The sequence below is a fragment of the Streptomyces sp. NPDC002779 genome (assembly GCF_042888685.1).
Taxonomy (GTDB): Bacteria; Actinomycetota; Actinomycetes; order Streptomycetales; family Streptomycetaceae; genus Streptomyces.
The window spans coordinates 649,254-666,000 of the sequence record NZ_JBIAQC010000002.1; the positions used below are offsets into that span (position 1 = coordinate 649,254).

Genomic DNA, 16,747 nt, shown 5'->3' on the forward strand with positions numbered 1-16,747 from the left:
CGCACCACCTGCCTGTCGGCCGCGTACGGCCCGGCGGCACACCAGAACCGTGGCAGCGGTATACGCCCCCGCGAGCATGATCAGAACACCGGTCAGAACCGGTTGATGGAGCCCCATCGACTGCGCCTCTCACCGTACGGCCACGCCTCGCCATGGCGTGCGCGGCGGGTAGCAGCAGCCACCCGAATCCGCCAACGAACCACGCCGGAACAGGGGATCGCGATCCGCCCAAGAACACCCGAAGGGAGGGCGGACGCCGATGCGATGGGTTCGCCCGGGCGGTGATTCTCGGCCAACTCAGGTGTGTTCCGGCCGCCTTGGCCTGACAGTGCCCGTTCCCCGGAGCACTCGATATGCTCGCTCAGATGTTCAGGTTCCGGCTGCTCGTGACCTCGTACGCCGTGTCCGCCTATGGCAATTACCTCAACCTGATCGCGCTGAGCCTCTTCTCCTACGAGGTCACGGGCACCGCCTTCGGTATCGGGGCCGTGATGGCGCTGCGGCTGCTCGCGGGGGTCGCGGCGGGGCCCGCCGCCGGAGCGGTCGCCGCTCGGGTCGGGCGCCGGGCCGTGATGATCGGCGCCGACACCGCGCAGGCCGGTGCCATGACCGTGCTCGCGGTGTGCGGGACGCGGACGCCGTTATGGGTGCTCGGCGCTGCCGTCATGGTGCTGGGGGCCGGGAACACCTTCTTCGGGGTCGCCCTGCGCAGCGCCGTCCCGGTCATGGTCGGGCAGGAGGGCCGCGCGCACGCCAACGGGCTGCTGGTCACCGCCCGTTCACTCGCCACGGTCCTCGGCTTCGCCTCCGCCGCCCCCGTCATCGCCCACGGCGGCTACGGCACCGCCTTCGCCGTCAACGCCGCCAGCTTCGTGGTGTCCGGGGTTGCCCTGCTGGTGCTGCGGCCGCGCACCGAGGAGGAGACCCCGGGCCAGGCCGCCGACTCCGGGCCCGCCCTTCCCTGGTGGCGGGCGGCGGCCGGGGTGCCCGCGCTGCTGCTCGGGCTGATCGCGCTGCGCGGGACGGACGCGCTGGCCTCCTCCTCGCACAACGTCGCCCTGCCGATCGCGGCCGAACTCGCCGACGCCGCGGACCCCGCGCTGTACATGAGCCGGTTCTGGGTCGCCTGGGCGGTCGGCACCCTGCTCGCCCATCAGGTGCTCAAGCGGGGCGGCACGGCGCGCGGGGAGCGGGCCTTCGCGCTCGGCACCTGCGCGATGTCCTGCTCCTTCGTCCTCGCCTTCACCGGGCTGCCCGCCGTGGCGCTGACGGTCGCCGCCGCGGCGGCCGGGTTCGCCGACGGCTGGACCGAGATCGTCTACACCTCACGCCTGCAAGCCGCCGGGGACCGGGAACGCGGGCGGCTGTTCGGGCTGTCCGCCATGGCGGAACAGGGCGGCTTCGCGCTGGGCACGGTCGCCGCCGCGGCCGCTCTGGAGTCCCTGTCGCCGCTGACCGTCGTCGCGCTCTTCCACGGAGTCGCCGTGTGCGGGGCCCTGGCCCTGCTGCTCGCGCTGCGCGCGGGACGCGTCGACCGGAAGACCACCGGCGTGCGCTACACGAGAGATCAACCGACGTCCGAGGCACCGCAAGAGGGAGAGGGGTCGCATGGAACGCGTACGGGGGACGGCCGTCTGCCGGGGACCTGAGCCGGAACGGGACGCCTCGGATCCGCCGAACGCGGTGGAGGCGCTGCTGCGGGCGGCGGAGTCGGCGACGGACGCGGGGGTCGTCGCCGTCGGCGCCGACGGGTCCGCCACCCGCCTCAGCCATCCCGAACTCCTCCTGCGGGCGCTCCGGTTGCTCGGCGGACTGCGGGAGCGCGGGGTGGGGCGCGGGGACGTCGTCGTGCTCTGCGGGCTGCCGCTCGTCGACTTCTTCCCCGCCTTCTGGGCCTGTGTGCTCGGCGGCATGCGGCCCGTCGCCATCGCGGAGCCGCCCCTGCCGGGCTCGCCCGCGCGGGAACGCCTGCTGCACGCCTGCGCGTTGCTGGACAACCCGCTCGTCCTCACCGACGGGACCGGCGTCGAGGGAGTGCGGGTGGCGGGCGTGCGCGAGTGTGCGACCGCCGCGCCCGCGCACGAGTACGTCCATCCCGACGGGGCGGACGTCGCGCTGCTGATGCTCTCCTCCGGCAGCACCGGCGCCCCGAAGGCCGCGCGGCTCACCCACGCGGGCCTCGCCGACTTCGCCGCGAGCAGTCGGCGGATCCTGGACGTGCGGCCCGAGGACACCATGGTCAACTGGCTCCCGGTCGACCACAGCGGGGCGTTCCTGCTCTACCACCTGCTCGCCGTCTTCGTCGGCTGCGACAACGTCCACGCGCCGACCGAGCGGGTCCTCGCCGATCCGCTGCGCTGGCTCGACCTGATGCAGGAACACCGGGCGCGGCACGCGTGGGCGCCGACCTTCGCCTACCGGCTCGTCGCCGACGCGCTCGGCGCCGCGGACCAGGACCCGGGCAGGTCCTGGGACCTGAGCGGGCTCAAGACCCTCGTCTGCGGCGGCGAGCAGATCACGCTGCCCGTGATGCGCGGCTTCCTCGACGCGACCGGTGCCTACGGCGTCCGCGAGGGGCACATCGTGCCCGCCTGGGGGATGGCGGAGACGGTCACGGCGGTCACCTACGGCCGTCTCGACCGGCCCGGCACCGTGCACCGTCTCCTCAAGCGCAGCCTGGGCGGTGACCTGGTGCGCGCCGACGCCGCCGCGCCCGAGGACGAGACCGTCACCTTCGTCGCGGCCGGCGCGCCCGCGCACGGGGTCACCCTGCGCATCGTCGACGACCGGGGCGACCTCGCCGCCGACGGGCGGATCGGCCGCCTCCAGGTCCACGCGCCGGCCCGGCTGACCCCCGGCTACGTCGACGACCCCGACGCCGACGCGGCGGCCTTCCCCGCCGGACGGGACTGGCTGGACACCGGCGATCTGGCGTTCCTCGACGCGGGGCAGGTCGTCATCACCGGGCGCCGCAAGGACCTGATCATCCTCAACGGGCACAACGTCCACGCCCATGAAGTGGAGGAGGCCGTCAGCACCGTGCCCGGCATCCGGCAGGGAGAGGTCGGCGCGTGCGGGGTGCCGGACGCGGAGCGCGGCACCGAGGAGCTGGCCCTGTTCTTCGTCAGCCGGGGTGCCGAGGAGGACGTACGGATCGCGCGGGAGGCGAGGGCGGCCCTGTACTCCCGGCTCCGCCTCACCGCCGCGCACGTCACTCCCGTGCCGGGGGAGGACTTCCCGCGCACTCCGGCGGGCAAGGTACGGCGAGCCGCACTGAGGGAACGGTTCCTCGCGGAGCGGGCCGGGGTGGGGCCGGGGGGCCTCTCCGGGCCGGGTGCCGCGTCCGGGTCTGGCGGCCTCTCCGGGGCTGGCGGGTCCTCTCGGCCTGCTGCCGCGGTCGGGGCTGGTGTCGAGTCGGGGCCGGGTGTCGAGTCCCGGCCGGGTGCCGCCTCCGGGTCTGGCGTCCCCTCCGGGTCTGGCGTCTCCTCCGGGTCTGGCGTCCCCTCCGGGTCTGGCGTCTCCTCCGGGTCAGGCGCCGCGTCCCGGCCGGGTACCGCGTCCGGGCCTGGCATGGCGTCCGGGTCTGGCGCCTCCTCCGGGTCTGGCGGGCCCTCCTGGTCCGGCGTCCCCTCCGGGCCTGGCGTGGCGTTCCGGCCTGGCGCCGCGTCCCGGCTGGGTGCTGCGGCCGGGCCTGGTGTTGCGTCGGGGCCGGGTGTCGAGTCCGGGCCGGGTGCCGCCCCCAGGTCTGGCGCCGGCTCCGGGCCTGGCGCCTCCTCCGGGTCTGGCGGGCCCTCCTGGTCCGGCGTCCCCTCCGGGCCAGGCGCCGCGTCCCGGCCGGGTACCGCGTCCGGGCCCGGCATGGCGTCCGGGCCTGGCGCCGACTCCCGGTCTGGCGCCCCCTCCCGGCCGGGTGCCGCGTCCGGGCCCGGCGTGGCCTCCGGGTCTGGCATCCCCGGCGGGTCTGTCGCCGCCTCCCGGTCCGCCGCCGCCTCCCGGCCCGGTGTCGGCGTCGTTGCGCGGGTTGTGGGGGAGGAGCTTGGGGTTCTTCTTGGGCGGGCGGTCGACGCGTATACCCCCTTCTATGAGCTCGGTCTGACCTCCGTGCTCGTCGTTCGGTTGCGGGCCCGGTTGGAGGAGCGGCTTGGGGTGGGGATTCCGCAGACGGTGTTCTTCGAGCATCCGACGGTCGCGGCGCTCGCCGCGCATCTGGGGGACGCGCCGGTGGACGTGCCGTCGGCGCCGGTGGCGGACGCCGGGGGCGCCGACCGCCGTATCGCCGTCGTAGGGATGGCGCTGCGCTTTCCCGGCGCGGACACCGTGGACCGGTTCTGGGCCAATCTGCGGGACGGCGTCGACAGTGTCGGGGTCTTCGGCGAGATCACGGCCGACCGGGTGCCGGTCGGCGGAGTCCTGGACGGGGCCGAGGAGTTCGACGCCGAGTTCTTCGGCATGAGCCCCAAGGAGACCGGGCTCACGCATCCCGCGCACCGGCTGTTCCTGGAGTGCTGCCACCGGGCGCTGGAGGACGGCGGCTACGCGGCGACCGAACCCGGCACCAGGATCGGCGTGTTCGCCGGTTCCGGCATGAGCCTCTACGGCCATCAGGCGCCGGTCGAAGCCGGGGCGGCCCCCGACGACCCCGCGACCGGCATGCAGAGCGCGATCGGGCGCCAGCCCGACTTCCTCGCCACCCGCGTCGCCTACCGGCTCGGGCTCACCGGCCCGGCGATCGGTGTGCAGACCGCCTGTTCCACCTCGCTGGTCGCCGTCCACCTGGCCGCCCAGGCCCTGCTGAGCGGGGACACGGACCTGGCGCTGGCCGGTGCCGCGGCCGTGCATCTGCCCCAGGAGAGCGGCTACCGCCCCCACCCCGGGTCCATCCTGTCGCCCACCGGACGCTGCCGGGCCTTCGACGCGGACGCCGACGGCACGGTCGGCGGCAACGGCGTCGCCGCCGTCCTGCTCAAACGGCTCGACCGCGCCCTCGCCGACGGCGACACCGTGCACGCGGTGATCCTCGGCTCGGCGGTCAACAACGACGGCGCGGGCAAGGTCGGCTTCACGGCCCCGGGGGTCACCGGGCAGGTGGAGGTGGTGCGGCAGGCGCTGCGCCGGGCCGGGGTCCCCCCGGAGACCATCTCGTACGTCGAGGCCCACGGCACCGGCACCCGGCTCGGCGACCCGGTGGAGTTCGAGGCGCTCGGGCGGGCGCTGGGCGAGGGGGCCGGGCGTACCGTTCCCTGTGCCGTCGGGTCGGTCAAGCCGAACATCGGGCATCTCGACAGCTGCGCCGGCATGGCCGGACTCATCAAGACGGTCCTGATGCTGCGGCACCGCACACTGGTACCGACGCTTCATCTGACCCGGCCCAACCCCGAACTCCGCGCGCCCGCGCTCACCTTGGCGACCGAGCTGCGCCCCTGGCAGGTCACGGACGGCACCCCCCGCCGGGCCGGGGTCAGCGCCCTCGGGGTCGGCGGCACCAACGCGCACGTGGTGCTGGAGGAGGCGCCGGTGCGGAAGGCCGCCGATCCCGAACTCCCGGTTCTGGTACCGGGTTCGGCCACCGACGACGAGGCCCTGCGGTCCTTCACCGACGCCCTCGCCGAACGGCTGCGCCAGGAGCCCGCCCTCGCCGCCGGTGACGTGGCCGCCACCCTCGCCCTCGGCCGCCCGCATCGCCCCTGCCGGGTCACCGCGGTGGGCCGTACGGCCGAGGAACTGGCCGGGACGCTGACCGAACAAGCTCCGGAGCGCGCACAGTTGGGGCCGGCGACCTTCGCCTTCCCGGGCCAGGGCAGTGCGCGCCGGGGGATGGCGAGCGGGCTGTACGCGGCGTTCCCCGCCGCCCGGCGGATCCTCGACCGGTACGACTCGTTGTCGCCGCTCCTCGACGCGGGGGAGGACGACCCGGTCTGGCCCACCGAGACCGCGCAATCCGCCCTCTTCGTCCACCAGGTCGCGCTCGCCGAGGCGTGGCGGGCGGCCGGAGTACGCCCGGCACTGCTCCTCGGACACAGCGTGGGGGAGTACGCGGCGCTGTGCGTCGCCGGGGCGATCAGCGTGGAGGACGGGCTGCGGCTCACCGCCCGGCGCGGAGAGCTCATGCACACCCTGTGCCCGGCGGGCGGCATGCTCGCGGTGCGGGGCGGGCGGGAGGAGGTCGAGCGCGTGGCGCGGGAGGCGGGAGCTGAACCGGCCGCCGTCAACGGGCCGCGTTCCCACGTCATCTCGGGGTCCCCGGCCACCTTGGAGGTCGCGGCCCGCCTTCTCGACGAGGCGGGGCTGCGATGGCGGGCGCTGCCCGTGGACCGGGCCTTCCACTCCGCCGCCGTGGACAAGGCGCTGCGCGCATTCCGTTCGTACGCCGAGCAGGTGACGTACCGGCCACTGCGCACCCCGCTGATCACCACCGCCGACGGTGAACTGCGGTCCGAGGGCTGGACCGTCGACGCCGACTATCTGCTCCGCCAGGCCCGGCGGCCGGTCCGGTTCGACCTCGCCATGGCCACCGCCGTCGATCGCGGCTTCGGCGACTTCGTCGAGATCGGCGCGGGCGACACGCTCACCGGTATCGGGCGGCACTGCGCGCCGGGCAGCCGGTGGCTGGGCGGGCAGGGCCCGGGAGCCGGGGCCGTTGAGCAGGTGCGCGGGGTGCTGACCGGGCTGGGGGCGGCGTACGAGCGGGGTGCGGAGCTGGACTGGCGGGCGATCACGGGGCGCGGCGGGCGGGTGTCGCTGCCGGGGCATCCGCTGCGGGCGCGTCGGGCCACCGAAGTCACCGGCGCGGCACCCTCCGGTGAAGTACTCGCCTCCGTACGCGAGTTGGCGGCCGCCGCACTCGGGTGCGAGGTTGCCGACCTCGCGCCGGACCGCTCCTTCTTCGAGCTCGGCGCGGACTCCCTCGCCCTGATGGGGATGGCGTCCCAGCTCGAGAAGCGGTACGGCGTGCGCGTACCGGTGCGGGAGCTGTTCGGGTCGGCGGACACGCCCGCGAGGCTGGCGGAGCTGCTGGGGGCGGGGGCGGGAGTGACGACGGATCCCGCTCCGGCACCGGAACCCCGGCAAGCACCGGAACCCGAGCCCGCCCCCCTCGCCACCCCCATCGCCCCCGAAGCAACACCCCCCGCCCTCCACGACCTCTTCGCCCAGCAGCTGAAGCTGGCCCAGCAGCTCGCCGACCAGGTCACCGGAGTCATCAACCGCCAACTCGACGTCCTGGCCGCCCCACCGGACCCGAACCCGAAACCGGACCCGAACCCGCACTCGGAGCCGGTAAGGGCACCGGAACCGGCCGCCACCCCCCTCACCCCCACCCCCCTCACCCCCACCCCCTACACCCCCACCACCGGCCCCGACTTCAGCCTCTACTTCTTCGGCGACTACCCCGAGGACACCGCCCACGACAAGTACGGCCTCATCATGGACGCGGCCGAGTTCGCCGACCGCCAGGGCTTCCACGGGCTCTGGTTCCCCGAGCGGCACTTCAACTCCTTCGGCGCCCTGTTCCCCAACCCCTCCGTCCTGGCCGCCGCCCTCGCCGCCCGGACCAGCAGGATCCGGCTGAACGCCGGTTCGGTCGTGCTGCCCCTGCACCACCCGGTGCGGGTCGCCGAGGAGTGGTCGGTCGTCGACAACATCTCCGGCGGCCGGGCGGGCCTGTGCGTCGCGAGCGGCTGGCACGCCACCGACTTCGCGCTGGCACCGGAGAACTACGGCCGCCACCGCGAGGTGATGTACGAACGGCTTGCGACGGTCCGGCAGTTGTGGTCGGGACAGCCGGTCACGGTCACCGCGGGCGACGGCGCACAGGTCGACGTACGGCTGCACCCCCGCCCCGTCCAGGCCGAACTGCCGCTCTACGCGGCGGTGGTGGGCAACCCGGACAGTTACCGGCGGGCCGCCGCCGAAGGGCTCGGTGTCGTCACCAACCTGATGACGCAGACCGTCGAGCAGCTCGCGGCGAACATCGCGCTGTACCGGCGTACCCGTGCCGAGCACGGCCTCGATCCGGCGGCCGGGCGGGTCGTGGTCCTGGTGCACACCTACCTCGGCGAGGACGCCGAGCGGGCCCGGGCAGAGGCGTACCGGCCGTTCGTGGCGTATCTGCGTTCCTCGCTCGCCCTGTTCGACCAGGTCACCAACAGCCTGGGCTTCGACGTGGACCTGGCGAACACCCCAGAGGAGGACGTCGAGTTCCTGCTCGGGCGGGCCTACGAGCGCTACTGCGCCTCCCGTGCGCTCATCGGCGACGAGCGCTCGGCGGCCGGGTCGGTGGAGCGGCTGGTGGCGGCGGGCGCCGACGAGATCGCCTGTTTCGTGGACTTCGGCGTGCCGAGGGAGCAGGTGCTGGCCGGGCTGCCGGTACTGGACCGGGTGCGGCGCCGCGCGTACGAGCCCGGCCCGGCGGTCGCCGTACCCCGCCGTACGCCCCTGTCGCCCGCCCAGCGCCGCATCTGGTTCCTGGAGCGGCTGCACCCGGGCACCACCATGTACTGCGAGCCGAAGGCGATCCGGCTGGACGGACCGCTCGACGTGCCCGCGCTGCGCCGCGCGTTGCAGCGGGTCGCGGACCGGCATCCCGCCCTGCGCACGGTGTTCGGGGAGGCCGACGGGGTGCCCTACCAGGAGATACGGCCCCGGGTGGACCTGGACTGCCCGGTGGACGACCACAGCGGCGCGACCGAGCGGGAGGCGCTGCGTGCCGTCCTCGCCGCCCACGCGCGCGGCGGCATGGATCTCGGCGCGGGACCGCTGGTCACCGCCCGGCTGCTGCGGCTCTCGGAGGAGCGGCACCTGCTCTTCCTGCTGGCCCACCACATCGTCTTCGACTCCTCCTCCACCGCCGTCCTCGCCCGCGACCTCGCCGCCTACTACCGCGGTGAGGAGCCGCCGCCGCTCCCCGAGCCGCCCGCGCCCGCCCGCCCCGGCCCCGAAGAAGCCGCCGCCTCCCTCGACTTCTGGCGCCGCGAGCTGGCCGGCGCCCCCGAGCTGGCCCTGCCCACCGACCGCCCCCGCCCACCGGTCAGGACCGGCGAGGGCGCGAGCCTGACGCACGACCTGGACGCCGGACTCGTCGGGCGGCTGCGCGCCTTCGCCGCCGGGCAGCGGGCCACCCTGTTCATGACGCTGACCGGCGCGATCGGTGCGGTGCTCGGCCGGTTCGGCGGACAGCGGGAGGTGGTGCTCGGCACCGCGGTCGCCGCCCGTCCCGCCGGCGCGGAGGACCAGGTGGGCCTCTTCCTGGACACCGTCCCGCTGCGCGTGGACCTCGGCGGCGACCCGGACTTCCCGGCCCTGCTGCGCCGGGTCCGGGACGGCAGCATGACGGCGTACGAGCACCGGGGCGTTCCCTTCGACGAGCTGGTCGGCGCCCTCAACCCGCCCCGTGACCCGAGCCGCAATCCGCTCTTCCAGGTGATGGTCGAGTACGAGAACGAAGGCGGCGTCGACTTCGACCCGCCCCGGCTGACCGCGGCCCTGCTGGACGTGCCGAGCGAACGCGCCCCCTTCGACCTCAGCGTCTATCTGACCCACCACGCGGACGGCCTGCGGTTCATGGTCGAGTACGACACGGCCCTGTTCGACGAGGCGACCGTGCGGCGCCTGGTGGACCAGGTGGAACAAGTCTTGCGCCGGGCCCTGGAGGACCCCGCGGCCCCGCTCGCCGACCTCACCGACCCCGATCCGGGCCTCCTCGCCCGGCTGGGCCGCCTCGACGAACCCGACCCCGACGTCGCGGACACCCTGCACGGCCTGGTCGAGCGGCAGGCGCCGGACGCCGTGGCCCTCGTCATGGCGGAACGGCGGCTCACCTACGGCGAGTTGAACACCGCCGCCAACCGGCTCGCCCACCTGCTGCGCGGCCGGGGCGCCGGACGCGGCGCGCGGGTCGCCGTACTGCTGCCGCGGGGGCCGGAGTTGATCACGGCGCTGCTGGGGGTGCTGAAGAGCGGTGCGGCCTATCTGCCGCTCGACCCGTCCGCGCCCACCCCGCGGCTGGCCGCCCTGCTGGCCGACGCGCGCCCGGTCCTCCTGCTGACCTCGGGCCAACTGCTCGCCCGGCACCCAGGCCTGGGCACCGAGGCGCACCTGATGGAGGACACGGACGCCGCCCTGCCCGGAGACCCGCCCGCCGTGGACGTACGCCCCGAGGATCCGGCGTACTGCATCTACACCTCGGGTTCGACCGGCCGCCCCAAGGGAGTCGTCGTCCCCCACCGGGGCCCGGTGAACCTGGTCCGCGCCCACCTCGCCGCGCACCCGCCGCTGCGCACCCTCCAGTGGACCTCGCCGTCCTTCGACGTCAGCGTGCAGGAGATCTTCACGACGCTGGCCGCGGGCGCCGAACTGGTGCTGATCGACGACGAGGTGCGGTACGACCCGGCGGCCGTCGCGGAGACGGCACGGCGGCACGGGGTGCAGCGGATGTTCATGCCGTGCACGCCGCTGCGGTACCTGATGGAGACCGGCCCCCAACTGCCCGCGCTGCGGGAGCTGTTCTCGGCGGGGGAGGCGCTGCACCTCACCGACGCCTTCCGGCGGTTCCTCGCCGGACACCCGGCGTGCGCTCTGTACAACCAGTACGGCCCGACGGAGACGTCGGTCATCGTCACCTCGCACCGGGTCGATCCCGGGGGCGAGACCCTGCCGCCCATCGGCACGCCGGTGCCGGGCGCGCGGATCCTGCTGCGGGACCCGGCCGGGCGGGCGGTGCCGGTGGGTGCCGTCGGCGAGCTCTGCGTGGGCGGAGTCCCCGTGGCGCTGGGCTACCTCGGCCGGCCCGAGGAGACGGCGGCGGCCTTCGTCGACGGCGGGGCGCTGTACCGGACCGGGGATCTGGCGCGCTGGCGCGGCGACGGCACGCTCCAGTACTGCGGACGCGCCGACGACCAGGTCAAGATCCGCGGTCACCGGGTCGAACCGGGCGAGGTGCAGGCGGCGTTGGCCGCGCTGCCGGGGGTGCGGGACGCGGCGGTCGTACCGCGCCGGGACCGGCACGGGGAGAGCGAGCTGGTCGCCTACGTCGTCGCCGACGACCCGGCGCCGCTGCGGGACGCGCTCGCCGCCGAGCTGCCCGGGCATCTGGTGCCGGGGCGCTGGGTGGCCCTGGACCGGCTGCCGGTGAACGCGTCGGGGAAGCTGGACCGGGCCCGGCTGCCCGAGCCCACCGGTCCCGCGCGGGCGGACGCGGAGCCCGCCACCCCGCTGGAGAAGTCCCTGCACGAGCTGTGGTGCGAGGAGCTGGGTGTGCCCCGGGTGCCGGTGACCCGGCCCTTCTTCGAGCTGGGCGGTCATTCGCTCGGCGCGATCCGGCTGCTGCACCGGATGGCGGAGGAACTGGACGTCGAGGTGTCGATGGCGGACTTCTTCCGGGCGCCGACGATCAGGGGGATCGCGTCCCGGGCCGCCGACCGGCGGGTGGCCGCGACCGTGCCGCTGACCTCGACCCTGCGCCGGCTGTGGCGGCGGCAGCACGAACGCCCCGACCCGTCCGTCTACAACGTCGCCCATCGCATCGACATTCAGGGCGAGTTGGACGTCGAGCGCCTGCGCAGCGCGCTGGCGGAGCTGGTGCGGCGGCACGACGCGCTGCGCGGCAGGTGCACCGAGCAGGAGTTCCAGGTGCTGGCCGAGGTGCCGGTGCAGGTGCCGGTCGAGGACGTCGTCGACGCCGGTCGCTGGTGCGAGGAACACGCCCGGGTGCCCTTCGCGCTGGACCGGGCCCCGCTGTTCCGCTTCCGGCTGGGCCGGCTCGCGGCGGACCGCTGGATCCTGCTGACGGTGTTCCACCACGCGGTGTGCGACGGCTGGTCGCTGGGCGTGCTCCGGGAGGAGCTGGGGCAGCTGTATCAGGGGCGGCAACTCCCGCGGGCCTATGGACAGTTCACGGACTTCGCGCGCGACGAGCACGAGCTGACACCGGCGCGGCGGGCGGAGCTGGAGCGCTACTGGCGGACGGAACTCGCCGGAGCGCCCCTGCGGCTGCCGCTGCCGTACGACCGACCCCGCCCCGAGCGGTTGTCGGGCCGAGGCGCTCTGCACACCTGGACCGTCGGCGGCGACACGCCCGCCCGGATCGCCGAGACCGCCGCCCGCCTGGGGGTGACGCCGTACGCCGTGCTGGCCTCGGCCTTCGCGCGGTGGGCGGGGCGGCTGTGCGGTGATCCGGCGGACGTGGTGCTGGCCGCGTCCAGCGCCAACCGCACCCGGCGCGAGCGGGCGGGGACGGTCGGGCTGCTCGGGGACGCGGTGCTGGTGCGCGCCAGGCTGTCACGGGCCGCGGACTTCGGGGAGCTGGCGACCCAGGTGGCCGGGAGCCTGTTCGCGGCACTGGATCACCAGGAGCTGCCGCTGACGGAGGCGGTGGACCTGGTGGAGCCCGGGGACGGCCTGTTCCCGACCGTGCTGTTCACCGTGGTCACCACCCCGCCGCCGACCCTGGACCTGTCCCCGCTGCGGACCCAGGTGGCGGGCCTGGCGCTACCGGAGGTGGCGCGCACCGAGCTCTACGTCGTGCTGGAACCGGGCGAGACGGAGATCAGGGTCACCTTCGAGTACTCCACGGACCTGTTCACCGCGTCGACCGTGGAAGGGTGGGCCGACACCTTCACCGCGCTGCTCCAGCGGCTGCCGTGACAGCGCGCGGGGGACCGGCTCGGGTTCAGGAGCCCAGGGGGTCCAGTTCCAGGGGCTGGATGCGGCCCTCCAGCATGGTGCCGAGTCCCTGGACCGCGCACACGTCCGGGCGCTCGGCGATGTGCACGGGCATCCCCGTGGCCTGCCGCAGCATCTGGTCGAAGCCCGGCAGCAGGGCACTGCCGCCGACCATCATGATCCCCCGGTCGGCGAGGTCGGCGACCAGGTCGGGCGGGCAGTCCCGGAGCACCTTGCCGATCCCGTCGAGCACGGCGGTCAGCGGGGTCTGGATGGCGTTCCGTACGGCGGCGGTGTCGACCTGGACCGAGCGGGCCAGGCCGGTGGCGACGTCCCGTCCGTGGATCTCCGTGGAGGCCGGCCCGTGCGGGGTGAGCCCGTTCCCGGACAGGGCGAGCTGCAGCGGCCGTACCGACTGGCTCGGCAGCACCAGTTCGTGCTGGTGGCGCAGGTGCTGGACGATCGCGTGGTCCACGGCCTCGCCGCCGACGGCGATCCGCTGGGCCGTCACGATCGAGCCGAGGGAGAGCACCGCGACCTGGGTCGCCGCCGCGCCGCACACCATGATCATGGTGGCCTCGGGGCGCTCCACGGGCAGCCCGCAGCCCACGGCGGCGGCGATCAGCGTGTCGACCAGCTCCACCCGGCGCGCCCCGAGCCCGACCAGCGTCTCGATGGCCGCGCGCTGGGCCAGCGGATCGGCGTCGTGCGGGGTGCACGCGGCGGCCCGCAGCCGCGGCTTGCGGCGCAGATTGCGGCGGATCTTGTCGCCCAGCAGATGCCGCAGCATGCGCTGCGCCATCTCGATGTCCACGACCGTGCCCCCGGAGACGGGGCGGACGACACGGATGTAGTCCGGCGTACGGCCGGTCATCTTCTCCGCGAACTCGCCGACCGCGATCAGCGCGCCGGTGCGGGTGTTCACGGCGGCGGCGGAGGGCTGGTCGACGACGAGCCCGGCCCCCTTCACGTACACCCGCGTCCTCGCCGCGCCGAGGTCGACGGCGAAGTGGCAGCGGCGCAGCTGCTCCAGACTGGCGGTCATGGCAGGCCTCCCGAGAGCACGGACCGTGGCCCGCCGGGTGGCGGGCCTCACTCGCATCGTGCGGGGGGCGGGGAGACGGCGCGTGTTGTGGTGGGCCGGGCGGGGCGCCGCTGAATGGGGGGTTTTGTCGCTTATCTCCCTTATGAATATTCCATAAGGTCAGTGGAGGCGGCGGCTTTCGAGGGGTGGAGAGAGCCCGAGCTGTGCGGGCCTGTGGCGGAGTCAGCCGCTCGGTGCGACACCGCGGATCACCCCCAGCCCTGCCAAGTCCTGCGGCCGGATGCGGAGTTGGTCCGCGGTTGCCTCCACCTCGTGCGGCGGGCGCTTCAGGATGGCCGCCGCCAGCTCCGGTGCGATGACCGAGAAGTAGCTGTCCGGGGTGGCCCAGGTGTTGCCGGGCGCGGCCAGCGCCAGCGCCCCGCCGGAGCCGCCCTCGCCGATGACCAGCGTGGTGACCGGCGTCCGCGCCGCGGCCACCGCCGAGAACAGGTCGGCGATGGCCGCCCCCGCGCCCTGCCGCTCCGCCTCCGCGTCATTCGCCGCGCCCGGGGTGTCCACCAGCGTCAGCGCCGGGATGCCGAGCCGGTCCGCGAGCCGGATCAGCCGGGCGGCCGTGCGGTATCCGGCGGGCCGGGTGGCGCGCCCGGTCTGCGCCGCGTAGGCGACCGTACGGCCCTGGTGCTCCCCGAAGCCGCACAGCATGCCGTCCGGGTCCGTGCCGCCCGCGCGGTCACCGCCGATCGCGACGCGCTCGGTGAAGTAGGCGTCCAGATAGGCCTCGGCGCGCGGGCGTTCGGGGGTGCGGGCCCGGCGTACCGCGTCCCAGCCGGTCGCCGGGAGCTCCGTGGAGCCGAGGGGCGCCGGCACCGGCGCGGGTTCCCCCGAGGGCGCCGTCAGCAGGCGCAGCCACCGGGCCAGCGTCGGGCGCAGCTCCTCCGGCTCCACGAGCGCGTCGGCCGCGCCCGCCGCCACCTGTGCCTCCGCGGTGTAGGCGGCGGGGTCCGCGGTCACGGGCCGCACCCGTGACCCGGCGAAACCGACCTGGGCGCCGGGCAGCGCCAGCACCACGTCGGCGCCCGCGCCCAGCGTGGCCCAGCCGCCCCCCGTCGTCGGGTCCCGCAGGACGGCGATCTGCGCGAGGCCCGCCTGCCGCGTGAGCACCGACTCGCGAGCCACGCGCTGGAGTTGGGTCAGGGCGAGCATGCCCTCCTGCATCCGGCTGCCGCCGGTGGCGATCAGCGGCACGACCGGCAGCCGGTAGCGCCGGGCGTGCGCATGGGCCGCCTCCAGCCGGTCGCCGGTGCGTTCGCCGAGCGAGCCGCCGAGGTAGCCGAACTCGAACGCGATCAGCACCGCCCGGGTGCCGCCGACGCGCCCGGTGCCGCAGACCACGGACTCCTCCTCGCCGGTGCGCTCGGCGGCCCGCAGCCGGGAGCCGTCGTACCCGCGCCAGCCGAGCGGGCCGTCGGGCGCGGAGTCCCGCTCGGGGTGCGGGAGTTCGACGAAGTCGTCGGTGACCAGGGCGAGGAACTCCCGGGCGCGGAGCCGGTCAGCCATGGTTCAGCGCCCGCTTCATGATCTTCCCCATGTCGTTGCGGGGCAGCGCGTCCAAGTGGTGCACCACCCGCGGCCGCTTGTGCGGGGCAAGCCGCCGGGCCACGTGCTCGGCCAGCTCCTCGACGCCGGGCGGGGCCTGCGGGTCGGCCGGTACCACCCACGCCACGATCCGCTCGCCCAGGTCGGCGTCCGGCTCCCCTGTCACCGCCGCCTCCCGCACCGCGGGGTGCTCCAGCAGCGCGTTCTCGATCTCGCCCGCCCCGATCTTGTAACCCCCGCTCTTGATCAGGTCGGTGGCCTTGCGGCCCACGATCCGGACGTACCCGTCGGGGTCGCGCACCGCCATGTCCCCGGTGCGGAACCAGCCCTCGGCCGTGAAGGCGTCCGCCGTGGCGTCGGGCCGGTTCAGGTACTCGGTGAACAGGTTCGGACCGCGCACCTGGATCTCGCCCACCGTCTCCCCGTCGTACGCGGTGATCGGTGCCCCGTCCTCCTCCACCAGCCGCAGCTCCACGCCCGGCAGCGGCACCCCGACCGTCCCGGGGCGGGCCTCGCCGTCGGCGCGGATGCTGGTGTTCATCAGCGTCTCGGTCATGCCGTACCGCTCGATGACCCGCCGCCCGGTCGCCGCCGCGATCCGCTCGTGGTCGTGCACGGGCAGCGCCGCCGAACCCGACACCAGCAGCCGTGCGGTGCCCAGCGCCCGCGTGAGCGCCGGGTCCCCGGGGAGCGCCTGGGCGATGCGGTGGTACATCGTCGGCACGCCGAACAGCATGGTCGCGCCGTCGGCCAGCTCGCGCGCGACTCCCTCCGGGCTGAACCGGCCGAGGTGCCGCACCGATCCACCGCGCCGGAGCGGTCCGAGGATGCCGAGGACGAGACCGTGCACATGGAACAGGGGCAGGCCGTGCACGAGGACGTCGTCACCGGTCCACCGCCAGGCGTCGGCGAGGGCGTCGAGGGTGTGGGCGACGGCCCGGCGGGGCAGGACGGCGCCCTTGGGCGGTCCCGTGGTGCCGGAGGTGTAGACGACGAGGGCGGGGTCCTCGTCGTCGGCGGGCCGGGGGTGACGTGGGCCGGTGGCGCGCACGTCGACGTCCACGCGCTCCAAAGCCCTTAGTGGCGCAGGCAGTTCGTCACCCGGCGCGGCCAGTACGAGGCCGGGTGCGCTGTCGGACAGGATGTGTCCGAGCTCCTTCTCGCCCGACTTCGGATTGAGGGGCACGGCGGCGACCCCGGCCTCCAGCGCCGCGACCACCGCCACGGCGGTCTCCAGCGCCGGGGTGGCCCACACCGCGACCCTGCCGCGCCCCGCGATCCGGTCCGCCAGGGCGCCGGTCGCGGCGGCGAGTTCGGCGTACGTCAGGGACCGCTCCCCGAACCGCAGAGCGGTCCGGTCGGGCGGGCCGTCGGCCAGGGCCGGGAAGAGAGTGGACACGCGTCGTACTCCTTGGGCGTCGTACGGGCTCCGGTTACGCCATGATGCCG

The 16,747-nt window shown here is 75.0% G+C and carries 5 protein-coding genes; 2 read left to right on the forward strand and 3 right to left on the reverse strand.

Translation table 11 applies throughout. The annotated features are described in order from the left end of the window. The first annotated feature begins 365 nt into the window (after positions 1-365). Entirely contained in the window at positions 366-1,649 is a 1,284-nt protein-coding gene (locus ACFYW5_RS08535; RefSeq protein ID WP_389416183.1) for an MFS transporter, read from the forward strand. Continuing rightward, positions 1,609-12,639 (forward strand): amino acid adenylation domain-containing protein, encoded by an 11,031-nt coding sequence (locus tag ACFYW5_RS08540; protein WP_389416184.1) that lies wholly within the window; start codon positions 1,609-1,611, stop codon positions 12,637-12,639. The genes ACFYW5_RS08535 and ACFYW5_RS08540 overlap by 41 nt, the downstream gene beginning before the upstream one ends. A gap of 25 nt (positions 12,640-12,664) precedes the next feature. Here ACFYW5_RS08540 and ACFYW5_RS08545 read toward each other — a convergent pair whose 3' ends face one another. The 3 genes from ACFYW5_RS08545 to ACFYW5_RS08555 form a co-directional block, all read right to left on the reverse strand. Beyond that, the gene (locus ACFYW5_RS08545) at positions 12,665-13,702 is read right to left on the reverse strand and encodes a rod shape-determining protein (RefSeq protein ID WP_389416185.1); all 1,038 of its coding nucleotides are present in this window, start codon (positions 13,700-13,702) and stop codon (positions 12,665-12,667) included. 222 nt (positions 13,703-13,924) lie between these two features. Next, positions 13,925-15,259, reverse strand: a complete 1,335-nt coding sequence (locus ACFYW5_RS08550; RefSeq protein WP_389416186.1) for a carboxyl transferase domain-containing protein — start codon at positions 15,257-15,259, stop codon at positions 13,925-13,927. Continuing rightward, positions 15,252-16,697, reverse strand: coding sequence for an acyl-CoA synthetase (locus ACFYW5_RS08555; protein ID WP_389416187.1), 1,446 nt, complete (start codon positions 16,695-16,697; stop codon positions 15,252-15,254). The genes ACFYW5_RS08550 and ACFYW5_RS08555 overlap by 8 nt, the downstream gene beginning before the upstream one ends. Positions 16,698-16,747 lie beyond the last annotated feature (50 nt).